General features: G+C 71.4%; 13 protein-coding genes, 1 tRNA gene and 1 rRNA gene. 11 read left to right on the top strand and 4 right to left on the bottom strand.

From position 1 onward, the window contains the following. The 3 genes from rrf to ACIQVL_RS40705 form a co-directional block, all read left to right on the top strand. Positions 1-93, top strand: a 5S ribosomal RNA gene (gene rrf, locus ACIQVL_RS40715); the annotation flags it as partial. 113 nt (positions 94-206) lie between these two features. Beyond that, positions 207-869 carry a DegT/DnrJ/EryC1/StrS family aminotransferase gene (locus ACIQVL_RS40710; RefSeq protein WP_403439454.1) on the top strand — a complete coding sequence of 221 codons (663 nt, stop codon included), beginning with the start codon at positions 207-209 and terminating at the stop codon, positions 867-869. A 76-nt stretch (positions 870-945) separates the two neighbouring features. After that, positions 946-1,021: transfer RNA gene (locus ACIQVL_RS40705), tRNA-Thr, on the top strand. A 59-nt stretch (positions 1,022-1,080) separates the two neighbouring features. On the opposite strand, the gene ACIQVL_RS40700 is transcribed toward ACIQVL_RS40705, so the two are convergent. After that, entirely contained in the window at positions 1,081-3,834 is a 2,754-nt protein-coding gene (locus tag ACIQVL_RS40700; protein WP_403477947.1) for a SpoIIE family protein phosphatase, read from the bottom strand. 398 nt (positions 3,835-4,232) lie between these two features. On the opposite strand from ACIQVL_RS40700, the gene ACIQVL_RS40695 reads away from it, so the two are divergent. The 8 genes from ACIQVL_RS40695 (at position 4,233) to ACIQVL_RS40660 (ending at position 18,002) form a co-directional block, all read left to right on the top strand. Next, positions 4,233-9,689, top strand: a complete 5,457-nt coding sequence (locus tag ACIQVL_RS40695) for a HAMP domain-containing protein (RefSeq protein ID WP_403439443.1) — start codon at positions 4,233-4,235, stop codon at positions 9,687-9,689. A gap of 274 nt (positions 9,690-9,963) precedes the next feature. After that, positions 9,964-10,647 (top strand): two-component system response regulator, encoded by a 684-nt coding sequence (locus ACIQVL_RS40690; RefSeq protein WP_403439441.1) that lies wholly within the window; start codon positions 9,964-9,966, stop codon positions 10,645-10,647. 124 nt (positions 10,648-10,771) lie between these two features. After that, complete coding sequence (locus tag ACIQVL_RS40685; RefSeq protein WP_403477946.1) at positions 10,772-13,519, top strand: DNA translocase FtsK; 2,748 nt, start codon at positions 10,772-10,774, stop codon at positions 13,517-13,519. A 291-nt stretch (positions 13,520-13,810) separates the two neighbouring features. After that, positions 13,811-14,653 (top strand): RodZ domain-containing protein, encoded by an 843-nt coding sequence (locus ACIQVL_RS40680; protein ID WP_403439438.1) that lies wholly within the window; start codon positions 13,811-13,813, stop codon positions 14,651-14,653. Between the two features lie 92 nt (positions 14,654-14,745). After that, positions 14,746-16,218, top strand: coding sequence for a 30S ribosomal protein S12 methylthiotransferase RimO (rimO, locus tag ACIQVL_RS40675; RefSeq protein WP_403439436.1), 1,473 nt, complete (start codon positions 14,746-14,748; stop codon positions 16,216-16,218). After that, positions 16,215-16,976 carry a CDP-diacylglycerol--glycerol-3-phosphate 3-phosphatidyltransferase gene (gene pgsA / locus ACIQVL_RS40670; protein WP_403477945.1) on the top strand — a complete coding sequence of 254 codons (762 nt, stop codon included), beginning with the start codon at positions 16,215-16,217 and terminating at the stop codon, positions 16,974-16,976. Before rimO ends, pgsA begins: the two co-directional genes overlap by 4 nt. Next, positions 16,973-17,518 (top strand): CinA family protein, encoded by a 546-nt coding sequence (locus ACIQVL_RS40665; RefSeq protein WP_403477944.1) that lies wholly within the window; start codon positions 16,973-16,975, stop codon positions 17,516-17,518. Before pgsA ends, ACIQVL_RS40665 begins: the two co-directional genes overlap by 4 nt. Before the next feature lie 109 nt (positions 17,519-17,627). Then, a complete protein-coding gene (locus tag ACIQVL_RS40660; RefSeq protein WP_403439430.1) occupies positions 17,628-18,002 on the top strand; it encodes a helix-turn-helix domain-containing protein in 375 nt (124 codons plus the stop codon). A gap of 621 nt (positions 18,003-18,623) precedes the next feature. On the opposite strand, the gene ACIQVL_RS40655 is transcribed toward ACIQVL_RS40660, so the two are convergent. The 3 genes from ACIQVL_RS40655 to ACIQVL_RS40645 are packed head-to-tail and all read right to left on the bottom strand — an operon-like array spanning position 18,624 to position 25,300. Next, a complete protein-coding gene (locus ACIQVL_RS40655) occupies positions 18,624-19,388 on the bottom strand; it encodes an SDR family NAD(P)-dependent oxidoreductase (protein ID WP_403439429.1) in 765 nt (254 codons plus the stop codon). Between the two features lie 32 nt (positions 19,389-19,420). Then, on the bottom strand, positions 19,421-20,263 hold the full coding sequence (locus ACIQVL_RS40650; protein WP_403439427.1) for an Fpg/Nei family DNA glycosylase: 843 nt from the start codon (positions 20,261-20,263) through the stop codon (positions 19,421-19,423). 48 nt (positions 20,264-20,311) lie between these two features. Then, positions 20,312-25,300, bottom strand: coding sequence for an ATP-dependent helicase (locus ACIQVL_RS40645; RefSeq protein WP_403477943.1), 4,989 nt, complete (start codon positions 25,298-25,300; stop codon positions 20,312-20,314). Positions 25,301-25,608: the final 308 nt, after the last annotated feature.

Genomic DNA, 25,608 nt, shown 5'->3' with positions numbered 1-25,608 from the left:
ACGCCCGGTTACATTCCGAACCCGGAAGCTAAGCCTTACAGCGCCGATGGTACTGCAGGGGGGACCCTGTGGGAGAGTAGGACACCGCCGAACAATTCTTCAAAGGGTTGGATCTGGAACTTCGGTTCCGGGTCCAACCCTTTTTTGGTTTGCGTAACGTGTCGTTCACGTTCCGCGCCGAGCATCCCAGCATGGGTACTGCTGCAATGCTCAGGGCCGCCGGTGTCGGAGTCGGCGACGAGGTCATCGTGCCGGCCTTCGGGAACGTCGAGGTCGCCGAGGCCGTGACACTGGCCGGTGCGCTCCCGGTGTTCGCCGACATAGATCCGCTGACCTACTGCCTCGACGTGACGGCGGTGGAGGCGGCCGTAACCGCCCGTTCCGCAGCGGTCGTTGTCGTGCACCGGTTCGGACGGTGGGCCGACGTCAGGCGGTTGCGTGAGCTGGGGCAGCGGCACGGACTGCTGGTGCTGGAGCAGGGTGAGTCCGAGGCTCCGTACGACGAGATCGCGCAGCGACGGCAGCGGGCCTCCTACCTCGATGCGAAGCTGCGCGGGGTGCGGACGCCGGACGGTGGCGACGGGCACACCTACCAGCAGTACGTCGTGCGGGTGCCGGGGAACGGCCGGCCCGACCGGGACGCCTTCGCTCGGGCCCTGCGGGGCAAGGGAGTTGACTGCAGGGTGCCGGTGAAGACGCCGGTGCACCGGCTGCCGGAATTCCGGCGCTGTGTCTCGCTGCCGGAAACGGAGGTGGCCGCGGACGAGACGCTCGCGCTGCCTGTGGACGCCGCGTTGACGAAGCGGGAGATGCAGCGGATCGTGTCCGCCTGCAATGCCCTCGGCGGACTGCTTCAGCCCGCCTTCTGAACGAGTTTGGGAACTCGGGTCTGTTCGGGGTATGATCTATTCCGTTGCCGCGGGGGAAACCCCGAAAAGGCGACAGGCCCCCATAGCTCAGTCGGCAGAGCGTCTCCATGGTAAGGAGAAGGTCAACGGTTCGATTCCGTTTGGGGGCTCCAGTGAAAAGGCCCCGCCCGTTTGGGCGGGGCCTTTCTCATGCCCTCTTTCCCCTGCCCTCTCAGTCCTTCTGAAGGCCGGGGACCCGCATCGCCAGAATGGCCATGTCGTCGGACGGGGCGTCCGACGCGAAGCGCTCCACCGCGCGCATGATGCGTGCGGCGACCGCGCCCGCCGTCAGGCCCGTGCAGGTCGTCAGAACGTCCGCGAGGCCGTCGTCGCCGAGCATGCGCGTGCCCTCCCGGCGTTCCGTCACGCCGTCGGTGACGCAGAGGAGGACGTCGCCCGGGTCGAGGGTGACCGTCTGCTCGTACAGCTCCAGGTCCTCGATGACGCCGAGGAGGGGCTGGGGTTCGGCGGCGGCCTCGACCGTGCCGTCCTGACGCAGGCGCAGCGGGAGCGGGTGGCCGGCGCAGACCACCTTCATCTCCGCGCTGCCGTCCTCCTGGGGGCGCATCTCGCCGTACAGGAGGGTCAGGAAGCGGCTGCGGGCTCCCTCGTCCAGGATGGCCGAGTTGAGGCGTTCCAGGACCGCGGGGCCGCTGAGGCCCTCGCGGGCCAGGAGGCGGAGCGCGTGCCGGGCGAGGCCGGTCACCGCGGCCGCGTTGGGGCCCGTACCGCAGACGTCGCCGATGGCGAAGCCGTACGCGTTGTCGTCGATGGGGAAGACGTCGTAGAAGTCGCCGCCGACCTCGTTGCCCTCGCCGGCCGCGCGGTAGATGACCTCGACCTCCATGCCCTCGATGTGCGGGGTGCCCGGGGGCAGGAGGCTGCGCTGGAGGGCCTGGCTGATGGCCGTGCGCTCGGAGTACAGGCGGGCGTTGTCCAGGGCCAGGGCGGCCCGGCGGGACAGGTCCTCGGCCAGCTCCAGGATCTCCTGGCGGAAGTGTTCGTCGGTGGGCTTGCCGAGGGTGAGCATGCCGATGACGCGGTTGCGGGCGACCAGGGGGAGGACGACGGTCTCGCCGCCCACGGCGGAGGCGGTGGCGAGTGTCGGGCCGATGCCGGCGGAGACCTGGCGGGTGGGGCCGCCGGTCAGGCCGAGGCTGCGCATGGAGCTGCGCAGGGCGGCCTGGTGGGCGTGCTCGCCGGGGGCGGTCCAGACGCGGGCGCCCGGGGTGGGTACCGGGTCCGGCGGGGGCACCTTGGCGAGCAACGACTTGATGCCGTCGATGAGTTCCTCGTCCTCGTGCAGGACGTACGACAAGTATGGGTCGGAGGCCTGGTCGGCGATGGTGTAGACGGCGCACCAGGTGGCCAGGGTCGGGACCGTCATCTGGGCCATCAGGGCGAGCGTCTGGTCGCGGTCCAGGGTGCCGGCGAGCAGGTCGGAGGCCTCGACGAGGAAGCTGAGCGAGCCGCGGCGCAGCCGTTCCAGCTCGCCGAGGCGGGCCGACTCGACGGCCAGGGCGATGCGGTCGGCGGCGAACTGGAGGCGCAGTGCCTCCTCGTTGGAGTATCTGCCCGGTGCCTCGGCCGCGACGCCCAGGGAGCCGGTGAGGCGGCCCTCGACCTTCAGCGGGACCGTGACGACCGAGCGCATGCCGGTGCCGGCCAGGAGGGGGACCGCGCCCGGAACGGCCGCCAGATCGTCGTGTACGGCCGGCATGCGGGCCGAGCCGTAGCGGCCGGGGCCGGCTTCCACGGGGACGCGCGCGAAGCGCTGACGGGCGGACGGGAGGCCGGTGGAGGCGCGGACCTCCAACTCGGTCTCGTCGTCGGTGGCGAGGAGCAGGAACGCGGAGTCGCCGTCGAGCATGTCGCGGGCGCGTTCGACCGTGCGCTGGAGGAGGCCGTCGAGGTCGTCCGGGGCGGGGGAGCCGATGAACACCTCGAAGGGGTCGCTGCTCTGGCCGTCGGAGGAGCCGCCGGCGTCCGAGGCGGGGAGGCGCAACGGGGTCTGGAGGACGGCCCGTTCGTGGTCGCGTACGAGCAGGCAGACCGTGGAGGGCTCGCCGCCGGTGTCGCGGACGCGCAGGTGCGAGGCGTAGACGGGGGTGACGCGGCCGTCGGCGCCGCGGATGCCGTAGCTGCCCTCCCAGCGGGAGAGCTGGAGTGCCTCGGCGATGCCGGTGCCGGTGCCGGGGGTGTGCGGCCAGGCGGCGAGGTCGGTGAGCGGCTTGCCGGTGACCTCGGTGGCGGTGTGGCCGAAGATCTCCTCGGCGTCCTCGTTCCAGGCGGAGATGGAGCCCTTGCGGTCGATCTGGACGACCGCGACCCGGACCCGGCCGTCGGCGAGGGGCAGCAGGTCGGCGGGGAGGGACGGGCCGGCCGCGCGGGTGCCGACCGGACGCTCCGGGAGATCCAGCTGGAACCAGACATTTTTGTGCGTGGACGTGTACTCGACGCCCCAGCGGGCGGCGAGGGCCGCGCAGAGCTGGAGTCCGCGGCCGCCTTCGCGGTCGGGGCTGCCCATGTTGACGGCGGAGCCCTGGAGCGGGACCTCGCGTTCCGGGTAGCGGTCGGCGACCTCGATGCGCACCCCGTCGTCCGTGCGCAGGCACAGCACGTCGGCGTGGGTACCGGCGTGCACCACGGCGTTGGTCACGAGTTCGCTGGTGAGGACCACGGCGTCGTCGACGACGTCAGCGAAGCCCCAGCCCTGGAGCGTGTCGCGGACGAAGGACCGGGCGGTCGCGACCGATCGCCCGACGGGCTCGAAGGTGGCGGCCGCGCGCGCGGTGATCACAGAACTCCTCGACCGGGTCTCGACATGCGGGCTCGCCTGGCCGGGCTGGTGCCGCTGCTGCGGCATGCGCTCGCCCGTGGGCCGTGGCTCCGGGTTGTGTCCCCCGGGGATCACTCCGGTGGTCATGGTCTGCGGCCGCCCCTCCGAATGCCCGCTCGTTCTCGTGCCACCGCCCAGGCCGGACGGACCGGTGCGGCTGGACAGCCGCATGCAAGGTTACTTACCTTCGCCGTCCGAGCGGATGCCGGTCGCCAGTGTTTACGCCCCCAGGGTGTGCGGACGATGTGCGAAGCTGCCGAACTGTTATGGCCTGGTTCGGCGAGGGTGAAACACTGGGCAAGCTTGTGACGAAGGTCCGGTCAGCCCGAATGCGTTGTGTGCAGGGCGGGCAGCAGCCCCTGGTGTGGCCGGATCTCGTCCGGCAGAAATACCCAGCAGTAACCGGTACGCCGGAGTAAGCGGTACGCCGAGTATGGCGGTGTCCGAGCACAGCAGTAACGGTCGACCCCTGCGGGAGGGACACAGTGGAGTCTGGCGCAGCGGCGCGGGGCACTAAGGCGCGCGCGAAAGGCGGACCGTCCCTGAGCAGGCAGCGGGGCGGTGACGGGACCACCGCGGTGGACACGGCTTCCCTGAACCGGTTGCTGGTGGCGCTGGTGTCGATGCGGGACGGCAACTTCCGCAAGCGGCTCACGGTGTCCGGGGACGGCGTGATGTCGGAGATCGCGGCGGTCTTCAACGAGGTGGCCGACCGCAATCTCCACCTCACGGGTGAGCTGTCGCGGGTACGGCGTGTCGTGGGACGTGAGGGAAAGCTCACGGAGCGGCTGGAGACGGGCGCCTGTGAGGGCTCCTGGGCGGCTGCCGTCGACAACTCCAACGCCCTCGTCGAGGACCTGGTGCGGCCGGTCTCCGAGGTCGGCCGGGTCCTGACGGCGGTGGCCGAGGGCGATCTGTCGCCGCGTATGGAGCTGCGGTCGCCGTCGGCGGACGGGGCCGGGCATCCGCTGCGCGGTGAGTTCCTGAAGGTCGGCCGGACCGTCAACAACCTGGTCGACCAGTTGTCGACGTTCACCGACGAGGTCACGCGGGTGGCCAGTGAGGTGGGCACCGAGGGCAAGCTGGGCGGTCAGGCCCGGGTGCGAGGTATGTCCGGTTCGTGGCGGGACCTCACGGACTCGGTGAACACGATGGCGTACCGGCTGACGGCGCAGGTGCGGGACATCGCGCTGGTGACGACGGCGGTCGCCAAGGGCGACCTGTCGCGGAAGGTCACGGTCCAGGTCGCCGGCGAGATGCTGGAGCTGAAGGAAACCGTCAACACGATGGTGGACCAGCTGTCGGCGTTCTCCTCCGAGGTGACCCGGGTCGCCCGCGAGGTGGGCACCGACGGCATCCTGGGTGGCCAGGCGAACGTGCCGGGTGTGGCGGGTACGTGGAAGGAACTCACCGACTCCGTCAACACCATGGCCGGCAACCTGACGGCCCAGGTGCGGGGTATCTCGGAGGTGACCACCGCGGTCGCCAACGGTGACCTGTCCCGCAAGGTGACCGTTCCGGCGCGTGGTGAGGTCGCGCAGCTCGCCGAGACGATCAACCAGATGACCGAGACGCTGCGGATCTTCGCGGACGAGGTCACGCGCGTGGCCAACGAGGTCGGTGGCGAGGGGCGGCTCGGCGGGCAGGCGAACGTGCCGGGCGCGGCGGGTACCTGGAAGGACCTGACGGATTCCGTCAACACGGTGTTCCGGAACCTGACCACCCAGGTGCGCGACATCGCCGCGGTGACGACGGCGGTGGCCAACGGTGACCTGTCGCAGAAGGTCACCGTCGACGTGGCCGGCGAGATGCTGGAGCTGAAGAACACCGTCAACGGCATGGTTGATCAACTGTCGTCGTTCGGTGCCGAGGTCACCCGGGTGGCGCGGGAGATCGGGGTCGAGGGTGAACTGGGCGGCCAGGCGCAGGTGCCCGGAGCGGCCGGTACCTGGAAGGACTTGACCGACTCGGTCAACACTGCATTCCGCAACCTCACCGGTCAGGTCCGCAACATCGCCCAGGTGACGACGGCGGTGGCGAACGGTGACCTGTCGCAGAAGGTCACGGTCGACGTCTCCGGCGAGATGCTGAAGCTGAAGAACACCGTGAACACGATGGTGGACCAGCTCTCCAGCTTCGCCGACCAGGTGACGCGGATGGCCAGGGACGTGGGCACCGAGGGCCGCCTCGGCGGCCAGGCGCGCGTGGACGGCGTGTCGGGCACCTGGAAGGAGCTGACGGACTCCGTCAACTTCATGGCCGGCAACCTGACCTCGCAGGTGCGGCAGATCGCCCAGGTGACGACGGCGGTGGCGCGGGGCGACCTGTCGCAGAAGATCGACGTCGACGCCCGGGGTGAGATCCTCGAACTGAAGAACACGATCAACACGATGGTTGATCAACTGTCCGCCTTCGCCGACCAGGTCACCAAGGTGGCCCGTGAGGTGGGTACGGAGGGACGGCTGGGCGGTCAGGCGCAGGTGCCCGGTGTGGCCGGTGTGTGGCGGGACCTGACGGACTCCGTGAACGGCATGGCCGGCAACCTGACGGCCCAGGTGCGCAACATCGCCCAGGTGGCCACCGCGGTGGCCCGGGGTGACCTCTCCCAGAAGATCACCGTGGACGCGCGCGGTGAGATCCAGGAGCTGAAGAACACCCTGAACACGATGGTCGACCAGCTGTCGTCGTTCGCCCAGGAGGTCACGCGCGTGGCGCGCGAGGTGGGCACCGAGGGCATCCTCGGCGGCCAGGCCGAGGTGCAGGGGGTGGCGGGCACCTGGAAGGACCTCACCCAGTCCGTGAACTTCATGGCGAACAACCTGACCATCCAGGTGCGCAACATCGCCGAGGTCACGACCGCGGTCGCGAAGGGCGACCTGTCGAAGAAGATCACTGTTGACGCGAAGGGCGAGATCCTTGAGCTCGTCACGACGGTCAACACCATGGTTGATCAGCTGTCCAGCTTTGCCGAGCAGGTGACCCGGGTGGCCCGTGAGGTGGGCACCGAGGGCATCCTGGGCGGCCAGGCGCGGGTTCCGGGTGTCACGGGCATCTGGAAGGACCTCAGCAACAACGTGAACCAGATGGCCAACAACCTGACCATGCAGGTGCGGAACATCTCCCAGGTCTCGGCGGCGGTCGCCAACGGGGACCTGACCCGGCAGGTCACGATCGAGGCGAGCGGCGAGGTGGCCCAGCTGGCGGACACCATCAACCAGATGGTGAAGACGCTGAGTTCGTTCGCCGACCAGGTCACCAAGGTGGCCCGCGAGGTGGGTACCGACGGCATCCTGGGCGGCCAGGCGCACGTACCGGGTGTGGCGGGGACGTGGAAGGACCTCACCGAGTCGGTGAACCAGATGGCGTCCAACCTGACCGGCCAGGTGCGCAACATCGCGATGGTCACCACGGCCATCGCGAAGGGCGACCTGACCAAGAAGATCGACATTGACGCGCGCGGCGAGATCCTCGAACTCAAGACGACGATCAACACGATGGTCGACCAGCTGTCCAGTTTCGCGGAGGAGGTCACCCGGGTCGCCCGCGAGGTGGGCACCGAGGGTGCGCTCGGCGGGCAGGCACGCGTGCGTGACGTGGACGGCACCTGGCGGGACCTCACCGAGTCCGTGAACGAGATGGCCGGGAACCTGACCCGGCAGGTGCGTGCCATCGCGCGCGTGGCGACCGCGGTGACCCGCGGCGACCTGAACCTGAAGATCGACGTGGACGCGTCCGGCGAGATCCAGGAACTCCAGGACTACATCAACAAGATGATCGCCAACCTGCGCGACACCACGGTGGCCAACCAGGAGCAGGACTGGCTCAAGGGCAACCTGGCCCGGATCTCCGCGCTGATGCAGGGCCGCCGCGACCTGGTGGACGTGGCCTCCCTGATCATGAGCGAGCTGACGCCGGTGGTGACCGCGCAGCACGGCGCGTTCTTCCTGGCGATGCCGCTGGTCGACGGCAAGGACGCGAACGCCGAGGACGAGGACGCGTACGAGCTGCGCATGCTCGGGTCGTACGGCTACTCGATGGGCTCCATGCCGACGTCGTTCCGGCCCGGTGAGGCGCTGATCGGGACGGCCGCGCAGGAGAAGCGGACGATCCTGGTGGAGAAGGCGCCCACCGGCTATCTGAAGATCTCCTCCGGGCTCGGCGAGGCCCCGCCGGCGCAGGTGATCGTGCTTCCGGTGCTGTTCGAGGGCAAGGTGCTCGGCGTGATCGAGCTGGCGTCCTTCACGCCGTTCACGCAGATCCAGAAGGACTTCCTCAACCAGATCGCCGAGATGATCGCGACCAGCGTCAACACCATCTCCGTCAACACCAAGACCGAGGTGCTGCTGAAGCAGTCGCAGGAGCTGACCGAGCAGCTCCAGGAGCGGTCGGCCGAGCTGGAGAACCGGCAGAAGGCCCTCCAGGCGTCCAACGCCGAACTGGAGGAGAAGGCCGAGCTGCTGGCCCAGCAGAACCGGGACATCGAGGTGAAGAACACCGAGATCGAGGAGGCCCGGCAGGTCCTGGAGGAGCGTGCCGAGCAACTGGCCGTCTCCATGCGCTACAAGAGCGAGTTCCTCGCCAACATGTCGCACGAGCTGCGCACGCCGCTCAACTCGCTGCTGATCCTGGCCAAGCTGCTCGCCGACAACGCCGAGGGCAACCTGTCGCCGAAGCAGGTGGAGTTCGCCGAGACCATCCACGGCGCCGGCTCGGACCTGCTCCAGCTCATCAACGACATCCTGGACCTGTCGAAGGTCGAGGCGGGCAAGATGGACGTCTCCCCGACGCGGATCGCGCTCGTCCAGCTCGTGGACTACGTGGAGGCCACCTTCCGGCCGCTGACCGCGGAGAAGGGCCTGGACCTGTCGGTGCGGGTCTCGCCGGAGCTGCCCGCCACCCTGCACACGGACGAGCAGCGGCTCCTGCAGGTGCTGCGCAACCTGCTGTCCAACGCGGTGAAGTTCACCGACTCCGGCTCGGTGGAGCTGGTGATCCGGCCGGCGAGCGGCGACGTTCCGGTGGGGATCAGGGAGCAGCTGCTGGAGACCGGTTCGCTCAGTGATCCGGACGCGCCGCTGATCGCGTTCTCGGTGACCGACACCGGCATCGGCATCGCGGCCAGCAAGATGCGGGTGATCTTCGAGGCGTTCAAGCAGGCCGACGGAACGACCAGCCGCAAGTACGGGGGTACGGGCCTCGGTCTTTCGATCTCGCGGGAGATCGCGCAGCTGCTGGGCGGTGAGATCCACGCGCAGAGCGAGCCGGGCCGTGGCTCCACGTTCACGCTGTACCTGCCGCTGCACCCCAGCGAGCTGCCGCCGCAGGGCTACCAGCAGTCCGTGCCCCAGCTGGAGGCCGGGGACCTGGTCGCCTCGCAGCACCTGGCCCTGGAGGCGTCCGGCGTGGAGATCGAGACGCCGGCCGAGGTGAAGTCGTACCAGGAGACCCAGAACGGCGCCGCGGCGCTCTTCCGGCGCCGCCGCCGGGGGGCTCCGCCGGTGGAGGCGTGGCCGGTGCTCGCCGAGCAGGAGGCGCTGTCCCCGCAGCCGCGCCGGGGCATGCGGTTCGGCGGGGAGAAGGTGCTGATCGTCGACGACGACATCCGCAACGTCTTCGCGCTCACCAGCGTCCTGGAGCAGCACGGCCTGTCGGTGCTGTACGCGGAGAACGGCCGGGAGGGCATCGAGGTTTTGGAGCAGCACGACGATGTCGCGGTCGTCCTGATGGACATCATGATGCCGGAGATGGACGGTTATGCGACGACCAACGCGATCCGCCGGATGCCGCAGTTCGCCGGGCTGCCGATCATCGCGCTGACCGCGAAGGCGATGAAGGGCGACCGGGAGAAGGCCATCGAGTCGGGCGCCTCGGACTACGTCACCAAGCCGGTCGACCCCGATCATCTTCTGGCGGTGATGGAGCAGTGGATGCGCGAGGAGTGACCGGAACGGCCGGGTGTGATGTGAACGTTTCGGGAACGTTCCGTGCGCACGGGGGGTTGCTGACTCAGGGTGGCGGAACCCGTGTAGAAGTGCGGGATTGGGGGAACCTTCTGGTCCCCGGCTGCGTTTCTGCTACGTGCACAGTGACATCGCGGTGACAGGGTGTGGCGACAGGCGGGGTGCGGCTACCATGACCGGCACAAGGACGGGCGGCGAAAGGGAGTCGTCCCCTGGGGCGGCGCCCGGTGCACATCCGGGGCGAGGAGGGCGGGCCATGGTGCAGAAGGCCAAGATCCTCCTGGTCGATGACCGGCCGGAGAATCTGCTGGCGCTGGAGGCCATCCTCTCTGCGCTCGATCAGACACTGGTCCGGGCATCGTCCGGGGAGGAAGCGCTCAAGGCACTGCTCACGGACGACTTCGCGGTGATTCTGCTGGACGTCCAGATGCCGGGCATGGACGGATTCGAGACGGCGGCGCACATCAAGCGGCGGGAGCGGACCCGGGACATCCCGATCATCTTCCTGACCGCCATCAACCACGGTCCGCACCACACCTTCCGGGGCTATGCCGCGGGCGCGGTCGACTACATCTCCAAGCCCTTCGACCCGTGGGTGCTGCGCGCCAAGGTCTCGGTGTTCGTCGAGCTGTACATGAAGAACTGCCAGCTCCGGGAGCAGGCGGCGCTGCTGCGGCTCCAGTTGGAGGGTGGCGGCAAGGGCGGTGCGGTCGCCGGCAAGGAGTCCGCGGGGCTGCTCGCCGAGCTGTCCGCCCGGCTGGCGGCCGTCGAGGAGCAGGCGGAGGCGCTGTCCAAGCAGCTGGACGACGAGTCCGCGGACGCGGCCGCGGTCGCCACGGCGGCCCACCTGGAGCGCAAACTCACCGGCCTGCGCCGGGCGCTCGACGCCCTCGAACCGGGCACCGGCGGCGCCACGCCCTCGCTGCCGTCGCAGAACTGACCCCGGTCGCGGACGCAGTTGCCCATGAGCGTGCGTCAGTTCCGCGCCCCGCGAAGGGCGACACGAACGGGTGAAGCAGTGGGCACACGTGTCCCCTGTCGCATCCCCCGGTAACCTCACACCCATGGCCTCACGTCCCTCCGCAGCCAAGAAGCAGCCCGCGAAGAAGGCCGCTCCCTCGAAGGCTCCGGCGAAGAAGGCCGCCGCGAAGAAAGCCCCGGCCAAGAAGGCGCCCGCCAAGAGGACCACGGCGAAGAAGTCCGCGCCGGCGCCCAAGCCGGCGCCCAGCCCCACCGGGGGCGTGTACCGCCTGGTGCGCGCCCTCTGGCTCGGCGTCGCGCACGCCGTCGGCGCCGTCTTCCGCGGCATAGGACAGGGAGCCAGGAACCTGGACCCGGCCCACCGCAAGGACGGCATCGCCCTGCTCCTGCTCGGCATCGCCCTGATCGTCGCCGCCGGCACCTGGGCCGACCTGCGCGGCCCGGTCGGCGACCTGGTCGAGATCCTCGTCACCGGCGCCTTCGGCCGCCTCGACCTGCTGGTGCCGATACTGCTCGCGATGATCGCCGTGCGGTTCATGCGCCACCCCGAGCAGCAGGATGCCAACGGGCGGATCGTGATCGGCCTGTCCGCACTGGTCATCGGCGTGCTCGGCCAGGTGCACATCGCCTGCGGCTCACCCGCCCGCAGCGACGGCATGCAGGGCATAAGGGACGCCGGCGGCCTCATCGGCTGGGCGGCGGCGACCCCGCTGACGTACACCATGACCGAGGTTCTCGCCGTACCTCTGCTGGTACTGCTCACGATCTTCGGGCTGCTCGTGGTCACCGCGACCCCGGTGAACGCCATCCCGCAGCGGCTGCGGGCGCTCGGCGCGCGCCTTGGGCTGCTGCACGACCCCGAGCCCGACGACGGCTACGAGGAGTACAGCGAGGACGACGAGCGCTACGACGACCAGTGGCGCCAGGCGCTGCCCGCGCGCCCCCGCAGACGCTCCGGCGCCCCCCAGGAGTACGACCCCGACAGCGCCGAGCAGGAGGCCCTCGCCAAGCGCCGGGGCCGCCCCCGGCGCTCCGCCGTGCCGCAGCCCGAGCTGGGCCGCCAGATGGATGCCGTGGACGTCGCGGCGGCCGCCGCGGCCGCGCTCGACGGCGCCGTCCTGCACGGCATGCCGCCCTCGCCGCTCGTCGCCGACCTCACCCAGGGCGTCAGCGTCGGCGACCGCGAGGACACCACCCCCACACCCGTGCCGGCCCCGAGCCCGAGTCCGGTCCCGGCCGCGCGGCCCAAGCAGGAGCGGCTCAAGGTCGAGCCGGTCGTCGCCGACCTGACCAAACCGGCGCCCCAGGAGCACCGCGACCTGCCCCCGCGCGCGGAGCAGCTCCAGCTCTCCGGCGACATCACCTACTCGCTGCCGTCGCTCGACCTGCTCACCCGCGGCGGCCCCGGCAAGGCGCGAAGCGAGGCCAACGACCGGGTGGTCGCCTCGCTCACCAACGTCTTCTCCGAGTTCAAGGTCGACGCCGCTGTCACCGGCTTCACCCGCGGCCCGACGGTCACCCGCTACGAGGTCGAGCTCGGCCCCGCCGTGAAGGTCGAGCGGATCACCGCGCTCACCAAGAACATCGCGTACGCCGTGGCCAGCCCGGACGTGCGGATCATCAGCCCGATTCCCGGCAAGTCCGCGGTCGGCATCGAGATCCCCAACACCGACCGCGAGATGGTCAACCTCGGCGACGTGCTGCGGCTCGCCGAGTCCGCCGAGGACGACGACCCGATGCTGGTCGCCTTCGGCAAGGACGTCGAGGGCGGCTACGTCATGCACTCGCTGGCGAAGATGCCGCACATGCTCGTCGCCGGCGCCACCGGCTCCGGCAAGTCGTCCTGCATCAACTGCCTGATCACCTCGGTCATGATGCGGGCGACCCCGGAGGACGTGCGGATGGTCCTCGTCGACCCCAAGCGCGTCGAGCTGACCGCGTACGAGGGCATCCCGCACCTGATCACACCGATCATCACCAACCCGAAGCGGGCCGCCGAGGCGCTCCAGTGGGTCGTCCGCGAGATGGACCTGCGCTACGACGACCTGGCCGCCTTCGGCTACCGGCACATCGACGACTTCAACAAGGCCGTCCGCGACGGCAAGCTCAAGACACCCGAGGGCAGTGAGCGCGAGCTCCAGGCGTACCCGTACCTGCTGGTGATCGTCGACGAGCTCGCCGACCTGATGATGGTCGCCCCGCGTGACGTCGAGGACTCGATCGTGCGCATCACGCAGCTCGCGCGCGCGGCCGGCATCCACCTGGTGCTCGCCACCCAGCGCCCCTCGGTCGACGTGGTCACCGGTCTCATCAAGGCGAACGTGCCCTCCCGGCTCGCCTTCGCCACCTCCTCGCTCGCCGACAGCCGGGTCATCCTCGACCAGCCCGGCGCCGAGAAACTCATCGGCAAGGGCGACGGGCTCTTCCTGCCGATGGGGGCGAACAAGCCGACCCGTCTGCAGGGCGCGTTCATCACCGAGGAAGAGATCGCCGTCGTCGTCCAGCACTGCAAGGACCAGATGACACCGGTCTTCCGGGACGACGTCGTGGTGGGCACCAAGCAGAAGAAGGAGATCGACGAGGACATCGGCGACGACCTCGACCTCCTCTGCCAGGCCGCTGAGCTGGTCGTCTCCACCCAGTTCGGCTCCACGTCCATGCTCCAGCGCAAGCTGCGCGTCGGCTTCGCCAAGGCCGGCCGGCTCATGGACCTCATGGAGTCGCGGGGCGTGGTCGGGCCGAGCGAGGGATCCAAGGCGCGCGACGTATTGGTAAAACCTGATGAGCTGGACGGGGTGCTTGCTGTGATCCGTGGGGAGTCCGAGGGGTAGACCTGAAGGGGTAGGCCTGTCTGAGGGCTACGGGCGCCTGCGGACCGGGAGGAGCCATCGCCGTGATCCACCCGTTAGGGACCGTCGGGCAACCGTTTCCCTATGACGTACGTCAAGTTGAGCGAGAGGAAAGGTGTGCACCCCATTCTGGGGCGCACACCTGACCCGTCATCGGGATGTCGGGCCATACCGATGGCGTACAAAGTCGTACCGCCCGGTTGCCTCACCCTTTCGCACCCCCCATAGACTGAACCTCCAGCACAGGTGGCTACACGCTCGAAAGGCGCCCCCGTGTCCATCGGCAGCAACTCCCCTGAAGACGAGCGTCCGTTCCCTGACGTGTCCGAGGAAAACCGCCCCTCCGTAGGCCGAGCCCTCAAGCAGGCCCGCATCGCCGCCGGGCTGACCGTCGACGACATCAGCGGGAGCACCCGGGTCCGTATCGCCATCGTGCACGCCATCGAGGCCGACGACTTCGCCCCCTGCGGCGGCGACGTCTACGCCCGCGGGCACATCCGGACCCTGGCGAAGGCCGTCGGCCTCGACCCCGAGCCGCTGCTCGCGCAGTTCGCGGCGGAGCACGGTGGTGGGCGGCCCGCGCCGACGCCCGCCGCGCCGCTGTTCGAGGCGGAACGTATCCGCCCGGAGCGTCGCGGACCCAACTGGACGGCGGCCATGGTCGCCGCGATCGTCGTCGTGATCGGTTTCGTCGGCTTCACCGCCTTCAAGGGCGGCGACGGCGACGACGCCAAGCAGCCGGTCGCCGAGGGCCCCGCCCCGTCGACCAGCAAGCCGGTCTCGCCGACCCCCAAGGAGAGCAAGCCCGACAAGACCCCCGAGCCCTCCGACAGCGCGATCGCCGCCGCGCCCCAGGACAAGGTCACCGTCCAGGTCAGCGCGGTCAACGGACGCAGCTGGATCTCGGCCAAGGACCACAACGGCCGGATGCTCTTCGACGGGCTCCTGAAGAAGGGCGAGTCCAAGACCTTCCAGGACAACTCCAAGATCAACCTGATCCTCGGTGACGCGGGAGCCATCCAGCTCTACGTCAACGGAAAGAAGATCGAGGACCAGTTCCGGCCCGGCGCGGTGGAGCGTCTGACGTACACCAAGGGCGACCCGGAAGTCGGATAAACGTTCGGATCATGTACGTACACAAGGGGTTGGCCATGATCGGCCAGCCCCTTCGACGTGGGCTGTCGGCGAGACAAAGTAGTCTTGAGCCCATGCCTGAACGCCGTACCGTCGCACTCGTCACTCTCGGCTGCGCCCGTAACGAGGTGGACTCGGAGGAGCTCGCAGGCCGTTTGGAGGCGGACGGCTGGCAGCTTGTCGAGGACGCATCGGACGCGGATGTCGCCGTCGTCAACACCTGTGGATTCGTCGAGGCCGCCAAGAAGGACTCGGTCGACGCCCTTCTGGAGGCCAACGACCTCAAGGGGCACGGCAGAACCCAGGCCGTCGTGGCGGTGGGCTGCATGGCCGAGCGGTACGGCAAGGAGCTCGCCGAGGCGCTGCCCGAGGCGGACGGCGTGCTCGGCTTCGACGACTACTCCGACATCTCCGACCGCCTGCAGACCATCCTCAACGGCGGCATCCACGCCTCGCACACCCCGCGCGACCGGCGCAAGCTGCTGCCGATCAGCCCCGCCGAGCGCCAGGACTCGGCCGCTGCCGTCGCACTCCCGGGGCACGGCCCCGCCGACCTCCCCGACGGCGTCGCGCCCGCCTCCGGGCCGCGTGCGCCCCTGCGCCGCCGCCTGGACGGCGCCCCGGTCGCCTCGGTGAAGCTCGCCTCCGGCTGCGACCGGCGCTGCTCCTTCTGCGCCATCCCGTCCTTCCGCGGCTCCTTCATCTCGCGCCGGCCCAGCGACGTGCTGAACGAGACCCGGTGGCTGGCCGAACAGGGCGTGAAGGAGATCATGCTGGTCTCCGAGAACAACACGTCCTACGGCAAGGACCTGGGTGACATCCGTCTCCTGGAGTCGCTGCTGCCGGAGCTGGCCGAGGTGGACGGCGTGGAGCGGGTGCGCGTCAGCTACCTCCAGCCCGCCGAGATGCGGCCCGGCCTGATCGACGTGCTGACCTCCACCCCGAAGGTCGTCCCGTACTTCGACCTGTCCTTCCAGCACTCCGCTCCGGGCGTGCTGCGGGCCATGCGCCGCTTCGGCGACACCGACCGCTTCCTGGAGCTGCTGGACACCATCCGGAGCAAGGCCCCGCAGGCGGGTGTCCGCTCCAACTTCATCGTCGGCTTCCCCGGCGAGTCCGAGTCCGATCTCGGCGAGCTGGAGCGCTTCCTGAACGGCGCCCGCCTGGACGCCATCGGTGTCTTCGGCTACTCCGACGAGGAGGGCACCGAGGCCGCCACGTACGAGAACAAGCTGCCCGAGGAGGTCGTCGACGAGCGTCTCGCGCACATCTCGCGGCTCGCCGAGGAGCTCGTCTCGCAGCGGGCCGAGGAGCGCCTCGGCGAGACCGTGCACGTCCTCGTGGAGTCCGTGGACGACGAGGACGGCGTCCGCGGCCGGGCGGCGCACCAGGCGCCCGAGACGGACGGACAGGTGGTGCTGACCAGCGGCGCCGGACTGCGCGTCGGCCGTATCGTCGAGGCGAAGGTGGTCGGTACGGAGGGTGTCGACCTGGTGGCCGAGCCGCTGCAGGGCTCGCCCGCGTGGAGCGAGGAGGCGGGCAGATGACCGGAGTCCCGGCGTCCGCCGCGGGCGGCTCCTCAGGCGCGCACGGCGCCCCGGGCCCCGCCGCCCCCTCCGGTGCCGCCCCGGATTCCGGTTCCGGTTCCCGGGACGCCGGTTCCCACGACGGCGAGCGGCCCGTGCGCGGCGGGAAGATCGCCGCTGCCGCCGTCAACCAGGCCAGCCTGTGGAACGTCGCCAATCTGCTGACCATGCTCCGGCTGGTCCTGGTGCCCGGCTTCGTCGCCCTGATGCTGGCCGGCGGCGGCTACGACCCGGCGTGGCGCTCGCTCGCCTGGGCGGCCTTCGCCATCGCCATGATCACCGACCTGTTCGACGGTCACCTGGCACGCACCTACAACCTCGTCACCGACTTCGGGAAGATCGCCGACCCCATCGCCGACAAGGCGATCATGGGAGCGGCACTGATCTGCCTGTCCGGGCTGGGCGATCTGCCCTGGTGGGTGACGATCGTGATCCTCGCCCGGGAACTCGGCATCACGCTGATGCGTTTCGTGGTCATCCGGTACGGCGTGATCCCGGCCAGCCGCGGCGGCAAGCTCAAGACCCTCACCCAGGGCGTGGCCGTCGGGATGTACGTGCTGGCACTGACGGGGTGGCTGGCGACCCTGAGGTTCTGGGTGATGGCCGCGGCCGTCGTCCTGACCGTCGTCACCGGCCTCGACTACGTGAGACAGGCCATTGTGCTGCGGCGGCAGGGAATCGCCGAGCGGGCGGCAGCGTTGGAGGAGACGGAAGCGTGAGTTCCACGGCCGCCCAGCTGGTGCGACTACTGACGGTGAGGGGGCAGACCCTCGCTGTCGCCGAGTCGCTGACGGGCGGCCTGGTCGCGGCGGAGATCACGACGGTGCCGGGAGCGTCCAAGGCGTTCCGCGGCTCGGTCACCGCCTACGCCACCGAGCTGAAGCACCAGCTGCTGGGCGTCGACGCCACTCTGCTGGCCCAGCAGGGCGCGGTGGATCCGCAGGTCGCGGCCCAGATGGCCGCCGGAGTGCGCAAGGCGCTGGGCGCCGACTGGGGCCTCGCGACGACCGGGGTCGCCGGACCGGAAGCGCAGGACGGCCAACCGGTCGGCACGGTCTTCGTCGCCGTGGACGGGCCGTTCGGCCCTGGTTCCGGTTCTGCCGCTGGCGGAAAAGTGGAGGCCCTGCGGTTGAACGGCGACCGCGCGGAAATTCGTAGAGAGAGTGTACGGAGCGTACTCGCACTGCTTCTGAGGGAGCTTGCGAGCGAACAGACCGGGAATGAGCGGGCACAGGATACGGAACAGAACGGGGGGTTTTGATGTTTGCAGCCCTGAGTGAACACGACATCGCTCCCCGCACGGCCGCGGCGCGAGGCGGTACGGTGGGGCGTGAAGGATGCGGCTACGCGGTCCGAGGAGGGAGCCACCGATGATTCTGCTCCGTCGCCTGCTGGGTGACGTGCTGCGTCGGCAGCGCCAGCGCCAGGGCCGTACTCTGCGCGAAGTCTCCTCGTCCGCCCGAGTCTCACTCGGCTATCTCTCCGAGGTGGAGCGGGGGCAGAAGGAGGCTTCCTCCGAGCTGCTCTCCGCCATCTGCGACGCGCTGGACGTACGGATGTCCGAGCTCATGCGAGAAGTGAGCGACGAGCTCGCCCTCGCCGAGCTGGCCCGGTCCGCCCAGGCCACCGAGCCCGTGCCCACGCCGGTTCGCCCGATGCTGGGTACCGTCTCGGTGACGGGTGTGCCACCGGAACGGGTGACCATCAAGGCGCCCGCCGAGGCGGTGGACGTGGTCGCCGCGTGACGCCTGCGCGGAGATAGACCCGACGCGGCGCCGACCCGGCGTCGAAGAAGTGCGCGAGGCCCCGGCCGGGGCCCTCCCGGGGAGACCTGGGAGGGGGCGGCCGGGGCCTTCGTGCGTCCGTGCGCGGCATGCGTCCATTTGCCGGTGTCCGCCGATGCGGTCATGGTGGAGGAACGCTTACCGGGGGCTGACGACCGGAGACAACGCATGTACGTCGTGAAGAGCCCGCTGCCCGACGCGGACCCGAGGACCGTGCCCGAGGCGGCGTGGGGCGCCCCCGTCGAGAACGCGTAGCAGATGCCTGTGCCGGTCCACGGCCGTTGCATCGGTGAGCCCTCGGTGCGCCTCCCCAGTGGGCCGGGCGGCGTTCTAGCGTCCGGCTGGAGGTGACGGCCATGGTGGGGCGGATAGTGCGCTGGGGGGTTGTGCTGGGGTTCGCGGCGGTGTGGTGGTGGGCCGTGCTGCGGATCACCTTTGCCGACGGCGCCGGGGCGCTGGAGGGGACCGTGGCCGCCGGCGGGTGGGGACTGAGCCTGCTGCCGGTGAACTGCGTGCCGAGGAGCCGGGCGGCGGGGGCGCTGGGACCGGCCCGCTGGCGGACGGCCTGGCGGACCCAGGGGGCTACCAGGGCATCGCCACCCCTCCGTTCGGGCGCAGGATCTGGCCCGTCGTGAACGAGGAGGCGTCGGAGGCCAGATAGAGCACGGCGTGCGCGATGTCCGCCGCCTCGCCGACCCGGCCCAGCGGCGACATCCGGGCCATCCGGGCCTCCGTCCGCTGCTGTTCCGCGCTGTCGTCGCGGTCGGTCATGGGGGTGCGGGTCCAGCCCGGGGCGACCGCGTTGACGCGGATGCCCTGCCGGCCGACCTCGTTGGCGAGCGTCCTGGTCAGCTGGACCACGGCCGCCTTGGCCGCGCCGTAGCAGAGCAGGCCGGGGCCGCCGGTGTCGATCGCTCCGGAGGCCATGGTGACGATGCTGCCCCCGCTCCGCCCGGCCACCATCAGCCGCGCCGCCTCCTGGCAGGCGTAGAGCACGCCCTTGAAGTTGACGCCCAGCACCCGGTCGAGGTCCTCGTCCCTGGTCTCCAGGACCGGACTGCGGTGCATGATCCCGGCGATCGCCGCCATGACGTCCAGCCGCCCGCAGGACCGCACGGCCTCCCCGAGCCGCTCCCGGTCGGTGACGTCGAGGGTGTGGGTGCGGGCGGCACCGCCCCGGTCCTTGATCAGCGCCGCCGTCCCGTGCAGGCCGTCCGCGTCCCGGTCGGCACAGTGCACGGTCGCGCCCGCCTCGGCGAGCAGCACGGCGGACGCCCGGCCGATGCCACCGGCGGCGCCGGTGACGAATGCGGTGCGTCCGGTGAGGTCGTACGCCTTGAGGGGCATGAAGGGACGGTACGAGCGTTTCTGACGGGCCGTCAATTGTTTGTGCGGGGGCGGGTTCCGTGGGCGCGTGGGGAACCCGGGGCGGGGGCCGGGCCGGTCTGGCAGGCCGGGCACCAGTAGGTGGGGCGTTCGCGGGCGCCGTCGCCCTGGTCGGCGAGCCGGATCGGGGTGCGGCAGCGCAGGCAGGGGCGGGGTGCGCGGCCGTAGACGTAGAGGTCGTGGTCGCGCAGGCCGGTGGTGCGGCGGACCACGCGGTCGCGGTTGGCGGCCAGGAGGCGCTGGGCGAGGCCGGGGAGGATCGCGGCGCGGTCGGCGGGCAGCGCGCCGACCGGGAGCCACGGGGTCGCGCCGATCAGGAAGCAGAGCTCGCTCTTGTAGATGTTGCCGATCCCGGCGAGGTTGCGCTGGTCCAGCAGGGCCTCGCCGAGCGGGCGGGCGGGGTCCGCGAGAAGGTTGGCGAGGGCGCGGTCGGGGTTCCAGTCGGGGCCCAGCAGATCGGGGCCCAGGTGGCCCACGGCGCGCTCCTCCTCGCCGGTGCGCAGGAGCTCCAGGACCTGGAGGCGGTACCCGACGGCCGTGCGGTCGGCGGTGGCGAGGACCGCCCGGATCTGGTGCGCCGCACCGCCCCGCCAGCGCTCACCGGTGTCGTAGACCTTCCAGGCGCCCTCCATCCGCAGGTGCGTGTGCAGGGTCAGGCCGCCCTCGAAGCGGGTGAGCAGGTGCTTGCCGCGCGGGGTGGTGCCGAGGACGGTACGGCCGCTGAGATCGACCGTGGCGTACCTGGGCACCCGGAAGTCGCTGCGGGTCAGCACCTGCCCGGCGAGCGCGTCGTGCAGGCGCCTCGCGGCCTGCCAGACCGTGTCACCTTCGGGCATGGGTCAAGGGTGGCACGAGGCGGCGGGAGGTGAGGCGCGCACCGTGCTTCACGCCCGCAGGCGCAGGCCGCGCGGGGTCGCGATGAAGCCCGCAGCCTCCAGGAGGGTGCCCAGCGGGGAGGTCAGGGCCGAGGCGCCGTTGACGCGCTCCACCGTCACCGTGCCGAGGGTGCCCGCGCGGGCGGCCGCCGCGAGGGCGTCCGCCGCCGTGCGGAGCCTGGTGTCGTCGGTGGCGGCCGTGTCCGGGGCGGCGGGCCAGGCCAGCAGGGTCTTGCCGCCCCGCTCCATGTAGAGGGTCAGCTCGCCGTCGACCAGGACCACCAGCGAGCCCGCCTTGCGGCCCGGTTTGTGTCCGGCGCCGGTCGGGGGCTCGGGCCAGGGGAGGGCGGCGCCGTAGGCGTTCGCCGGGTCGGCGGCGGCGAGGAGTACGGCTCTGGGGTCGGGGGCGGTGGCGGTGCGGGTGTGGCGGTTGCCGTAGGTGAACGGGTTCGGGCCGTAGGGGTTCGGGAAGCTGCCGGGGTTCGCGGGGCTGCCGCCTCGGGGCCCGCCGTAGCCGGGGGCGGTGAACGGGTCGGCGGGGGCGAGGTCCTTGGGGGAGACGTAGTCGCCCGGGGCGGTGGGCGGTTCGGGCGGCCAGGTGAAGTCGCCGTCCAGGCCCGGGAAACCGTCCGTGTCGAAGGGGCCGAGGGGATCGAGGGAGCCGGCGGGTGTGCTGTGGCCGCCGTTCGGGCCGGTGAACTCGGGGGCGCCGGCGGCTCCCGTGGGTCCGGAACCGGTGCCCGGCAGGGCCTCGCCCCGCTCGCGGGCGTTGGACACCGCGCGCAGCCGGTCGACCGCGCCGTCCATCGCGAACTGGGCCGCTCCCAGGCCCTCCACGACGTAACCCCGGCGTGCCTGGCCGCTCTCCTCGAACGCCGACAGGATCCGGTACACCGCCGAGAAGCCGCCCTCCACGCCCTCCGCCGCGACCGCACCCCGTGTCACCACACCGTGCCGGTCGAGAAGGGTGCGGGCCAGGGCGTGCGCGCGCACGGTGGTGTCCGGCTCGCGCTGCGGCAGCAGCGACCAGCGTCCCGCCACGGTCGGCGGGCCGGTGCGGGAGGCGGGGCGGGCGGTGGCCGTCAGGGAGCCGTAGCGGCCGCGCGGGACGGCGCGCTTGGCGCGGTGGGCGGTGGAGCCCGCGGTACGCCCCGAGCCGAGCAGGGAGCGCATCGGGGCCAGCGTGTCGTTGGTGAGCCGCCCGGACCAGGCCAGGTCCCAGACGGCGTCGGCCAGTTGGGGATCGGTGGCGTCGGGGTGGGTGGTGGCCCGGACCTGGTCGGCGATCTGCCGGAAGAACAGGCCGTAGCCCCCGGAGAGGGCGTCGAGCACGGACTGGTGGAGGGCGGTGAGCTCCAGCGGGTGCGGCGGCGGGAGGAGCACGGGGGCCGCGTCCGCCAGATACAGGGAGACCCAGCCGTCCTTGCCGGGCAGGGCACCCGCGCCGGCCCACACGAGTTCGCCGGCCGCGGTGAGTTCGTCGAGCATCGCGGGCGAGTAGTTCGCCACGCGGGACGGCAGGACCAGCTTCTCCAGGGCCGACGCCGGTACGGAAGCGCCCTGCAACTGCTCCACGGCACGCACCAGTCCGTCCACCCCGCGCAGCCCGTGCCCCTTGCCGATGTGCTGCCACTGCGGCAGGAACTGGGCGAGCGCGGCCGGTGCCACCGGCTCCAGCTCGTGCCGGAGCGCGGCCAGCGAACGGCGGCGCAGCCTGCGCAGCACCGCCGCGTCGCACCACTCCTGGCCGATGCCCGCCGGATGGAACTCGCCCTGCACCACCCGCCCGCCCGCCGCGAGCCGCTGCAGCGCGCCCTCCGTGACCGCCACCCCGAGCCCGAAACGGGCCGCCGCGGTGGCCGACGTGAACGGGCCGTGGGTGCGCGCGTACCGCGCGAGGAGGTCGCCGAGCGGGTCCTTCACGGGCTCGGTGAAGGCCTCGGGCACGCCGACCGGCAGGGCGGTGCCGAGGGCGTCGCGCAGCCGGCCCGCGTCCTCGACCGCTGCCCAGTGCTCGGCCCCGGCGATCCGGACCCTGATGGCCCGCCGCGCGCCCGCCAGCTCCGCGGCCCACTGCGGCTCGGCGCCCCGCTCCGCCAACTCGGCGTCCGTGAGCGGCCCGAGCAGCCGCAGCACGTCGGCCACGCCCTCCGGGTCCTTGATCCGGCGGTCCTCGGCCAGCCACTGCAGCTCGCGCTCCAGCTCGGTCAGCACCTCCGCGTCGAGCAGCTCGCGCAGCTCCGCCTGGCCCAGCAGCTCGGCCAGCAGCCGGGAGTCCAGGGAGAGTGCGGCCGCGCGGCGCTCGGCGAGCGGGGAGTCACCCTCGTACAGGAACTGGGCGACGTAGCCGAAGAGGAGGGAACGGGCGAACGGCGACGGCTCCGGGGTGGTGACCTCGACCAGGCGGACCTTGCGCGCTTCCAGGTCGCCCATCAGCTCCACGAGCCCGGGGACGTCGAAGACGTCCTGGAGGCACTCGCGGACCGCTTCCAGGACGATCGGGAACGACCCGAACTCGCTCGCCACCTGGAGCAGTTGGGCGGCGCGCTGGCGCTGCTGCCACAGCGGGGTGCGCTTGCCGGGGTTGCGGCGCGGCAGCAGCAGCGCGCGGGCGGCGCATTCGCGGAACCGGGAGGCGAACAGGGCCGAGCCGCCGACCTGGTCGGTCACGATCTGGTCGACCTCGCCCTTGTCGAAGGCGACGTCCGCCGCGCCCACCGGGGCCTGGTCGGAGTCGTACTCCGTACCGGCCTTCACGGGGGCCTGGTCGAGCAGGTCCAGGCCCATCAGGTCGGCGTCGGGCAGCCGCAGCACGATGCCGTCGTCGGCGTGCATGACCTGGGCGTCCATGCCGTACCGCTCGGACAGCCGGGCACCGAGGGCGAGCGCCCAGGGGGCGTGCACCTGGGCGCCGAAGGGGGAGTGGACGACGACCCGCCAGTCGCCCAGCTCGTCACGGAAGCGCTCGACCACGATCGTGCGGTCGTCGGGGACATGGCCGCAGGCCTCGCGCTGTTCGTCCAGGTACGACAGCACGTTGTCCGCCGCCCACGCGTCCAGGCCCGCCGCGAGCAGGCGCAGCCGGGCGTCGCCCTTGGGGAGTGCGCCGACCTCCCGCAGGAACGCGCCGACCGCGCGGCCCAGTTCGAGCGGGCGGCCCAGCTGGTCGCCCTTCCAGAACGGGAGACGACCAGGGACGCCGGGGGCGGGGGAGACCAGGACGCGGTCACGCGTGATGTCCTCGATGCGCCAGGAGCTGGTGCCCAGGGTGAAGACATCGCCCACCCGGGACTCGTACACCATCTCCTCGTCCAGCTCGCCGACCCGGCCGCCGCCCTTCTTCGGGTCGGCGCCGGCCAGGAAGACGCCGAAGAGGCCGCGGTCGGGGATCGTGCCGCCGGAGGTGACGGCGAGCCGCTGGGCGCCGGGACGGCCGGTGACCGTCCCCGCGACCCGGTCCCAGACCACACGCGGGCGCAGCTCCGCGAACGCGTCCGACGGGTAGCGGCCCGCGAGCATGTCGAGGACCGCGGTGAACGCCGACTCCGGGAGCGCGGCGAAGGGGGCCGCGCGGCGGACGGTGGCGAGCAGGTCGTCGACCTGCCAGGTGTCCAGCGAGGTCATCGCCACGAGCTGCTGGGCGAGGACGTCGAGCGGGTTCGCGGGAACCCTCAGGGACTCGATGGAGCCGGTGCGCATCCGCTCGGTGACCACGGCCGCCTGCACCAGGTCGCCCCGGTACTTGGGGAAGACCACGCCGGTGGAGACCGCGCCGACCTGGTGACCGGCGCGGCCGACGCGCTGCAGACCGGAGGCGACCGACGGTGGGGACTCGACCTGGACCACCAGGTCCACCGCGCCCATGTCGATGCCCAGTTCGAGACTGGAGGTGGCCACCACCGCGGGCAGCCGGCCCGCCTTCAGGTCCTCCTCGACCAGCGCGCGCTGCTCCTTGGAGACCGAGCCGTGGTGCGCGCGGGCGAGGACCGGCGGGGCACCCTGGGCCGCGCCCGAGCCGCCCATCAGCTCGGCCGGCGAGTGATGCTCGTCCAGGGGCCGGCCGGTCACCCGCTCGTAGGCGATCTCGTTGAGCCGGTTGCACAGCCGCTCCGCCAGGCGGCGGGAGTTCGCGAACACGATCGTCGAGCGGTGGGCCTGCACCAGGTCGGCGATCCGCTCCTCCACGTGCGGCCAGATCGACGGCTTCTCCGCGCCCTCGCTGCCGTCGGTGGCCGGGGAGCCGCCCAGCTCTCCCATGTCCTCCACCGGGACGACGACGGAGAGGTCGAACTCCTTGCCGGACTTCGGCTGCACGATCTCCACCTTGCGGTGCGGTGAGAGATAGCGGGCCACCTCGTCGACCGGGCGGACGGTCGCCGACAGGCCGATCCGGCGGGCCGGCCTCGGCAGCAGCTCGTCCAGCCGCTCCAGGGAGAGCGCGAGGTGCGCGCCGCGCTTGGTGCCGGCGACCGCGTGCACCTCGTCCAGGATCACCGTCTCGATGCCGGTCAGCGCGTCGCGCGTGGCCGACGTCAGCATCAGGAACAGGGACTCCGGGGTGGTGATCAGGATGTCCGGCGGGCGGGTGGACAGCGCGCGGCGCTCGGCGGCCGGGGTGTCGCCGGAACGGATACCGACCCGCACCTCCGGCTCGGGCAGGCCCAGCCGCACGGACTCCTGGCGGATGCCGGTCAGCGGGCTGCGCAGGTTCCGCTCGACGTCGACCGCGAGGGCCTTGAGCGGTGACACGTACAGCACGCGGCAGCGCTTCTTCGGATCGGCCGGGGGCGGGGTGGCGGCCAGCTGGTCCAGGGCGGCGAGGAAGGCGGCCAGCGTCTTGCCGGAGCCGGTCGGGGCGACCACCAGCACGTCCGAGCCCGCGGCGATGGCCTGCCACGCGCCTGCCTGGGCCGCGGTGGGCGCGGAAAACGCCCCCGTGAACCAGCCGCGGGTCGCGGGGGAGAAGCCGTCGAGGGCCCGGTGTGCGGATTTCGCCATGGGTCCATCCTGCACCTGGCCACTGACAATCGGGTCTGACCTGCGCAGACGCGGGCGGTCCCGAGAGGCCTCGGCTTCGCCTTCGGTCTTTGTGCTCCTGCCGCACCACCCGTGACGGCTTCGTCGTCGGGTGCGGGTGGCCCCGGTGGGGGCGGATTCGCCGTCGGCGGCTGCGTGAAGGGTGGGGCGGGCGGGGGCGGTGGGGTGGACGTGTCCGGAGGCAAGGTGGGAGGCGGAAGCGGGGGTGGCTGCTGCGGGCGGTCGGGTGGGACGCGGGAGCGGTGAGACGTGGCGGGGGGGCGGCCGGG

It is taken from the genome of Streptomyces sp. NPDC090499 (assembly GCF_044769305.1).
Classification (GTDB): domain Bacteria; phylum Actinomycetota; class Actinomycetes; order Streptomycetales; family Streptomycetaceae; genus Streptomyces.
This window is presented reverse-complemented; position numbering and strand designations above follow the sequence as displayed.

Bases quoted from the DNA above. Each gene is read 5' to 3' on its own strand.
- pgsA (WP_403477945.1), top strand. From the start codon at position 16,215: ATGACCGGAGTCCCGGCGTCCGCCGCGGGCGGCTCCTCAGGCGCGCAC.
- ACIQVL_RS40650 (WP_403439427.1), bottom strand. From the start codon at position 20,263: ATGCCCGAAGGTGACACGGTCTGGCAGGCCGCGAGGCGCCTGCACGAC.
- ACIQVL_RS40645 (WP_403477943.1), bottom strand. From the start codon at position 25,300: ATGGCGAAATCCGCACACCGGGCCCTCGACGGCTTCTCCCCCGCGACC.
- ACIQVL_RS40655 (WP_403439429.1), bottom strand. From the start codon at position 19,388: ATGCCCCTCAAGGCGTACGACCTCACCGGACGCACCGCATTCGTCACC.
- ACIQVL_RS40710 (WP_403439454.1), top strand. From the start codon at position 207: ATGCTCAGGGCCGCCGGTGTCGGAGTCGGCGACGAGGTCATCGTGCCG.
- ACIQVL_RS40690 (WP_403439441.1), top strand. From the start codon at position 9,964: ATGGTGCAGAAGGCCAAGATCCTCCTGGTCGATGACCGGCCGGAGAAT.
- ACIQVL_RS40685 (WP_403477946.1), top strand. From the start codon at position 10,772: ATGGCCTCACGTCCCTCCGCAGCCAAGAAGCAGCCCGCGAAGAAGGCC.
- ACIQVL_RS40660 (WP_403439430.1), top strand. From the start codon at position 17,628: ATGATTCTGCTCCGTCGCCTGCTGGGTGACGTGCTGCGTCGGCAGCGC.
- rimO (WP_403439436.1), top strand. From the start codon at position 14,746: ATGCCTGAACGCCGTACCGTCGCACTCGTCACTCTCGGCTGCGCCCGT.
- ACIQVL_RS40700 (WP_403477947.1), bottom strand. From the start codon at position 3,834: ATGACCACCGGAGTGATCCCCGGGGGACACAACCCGGAGCCACGGCCC.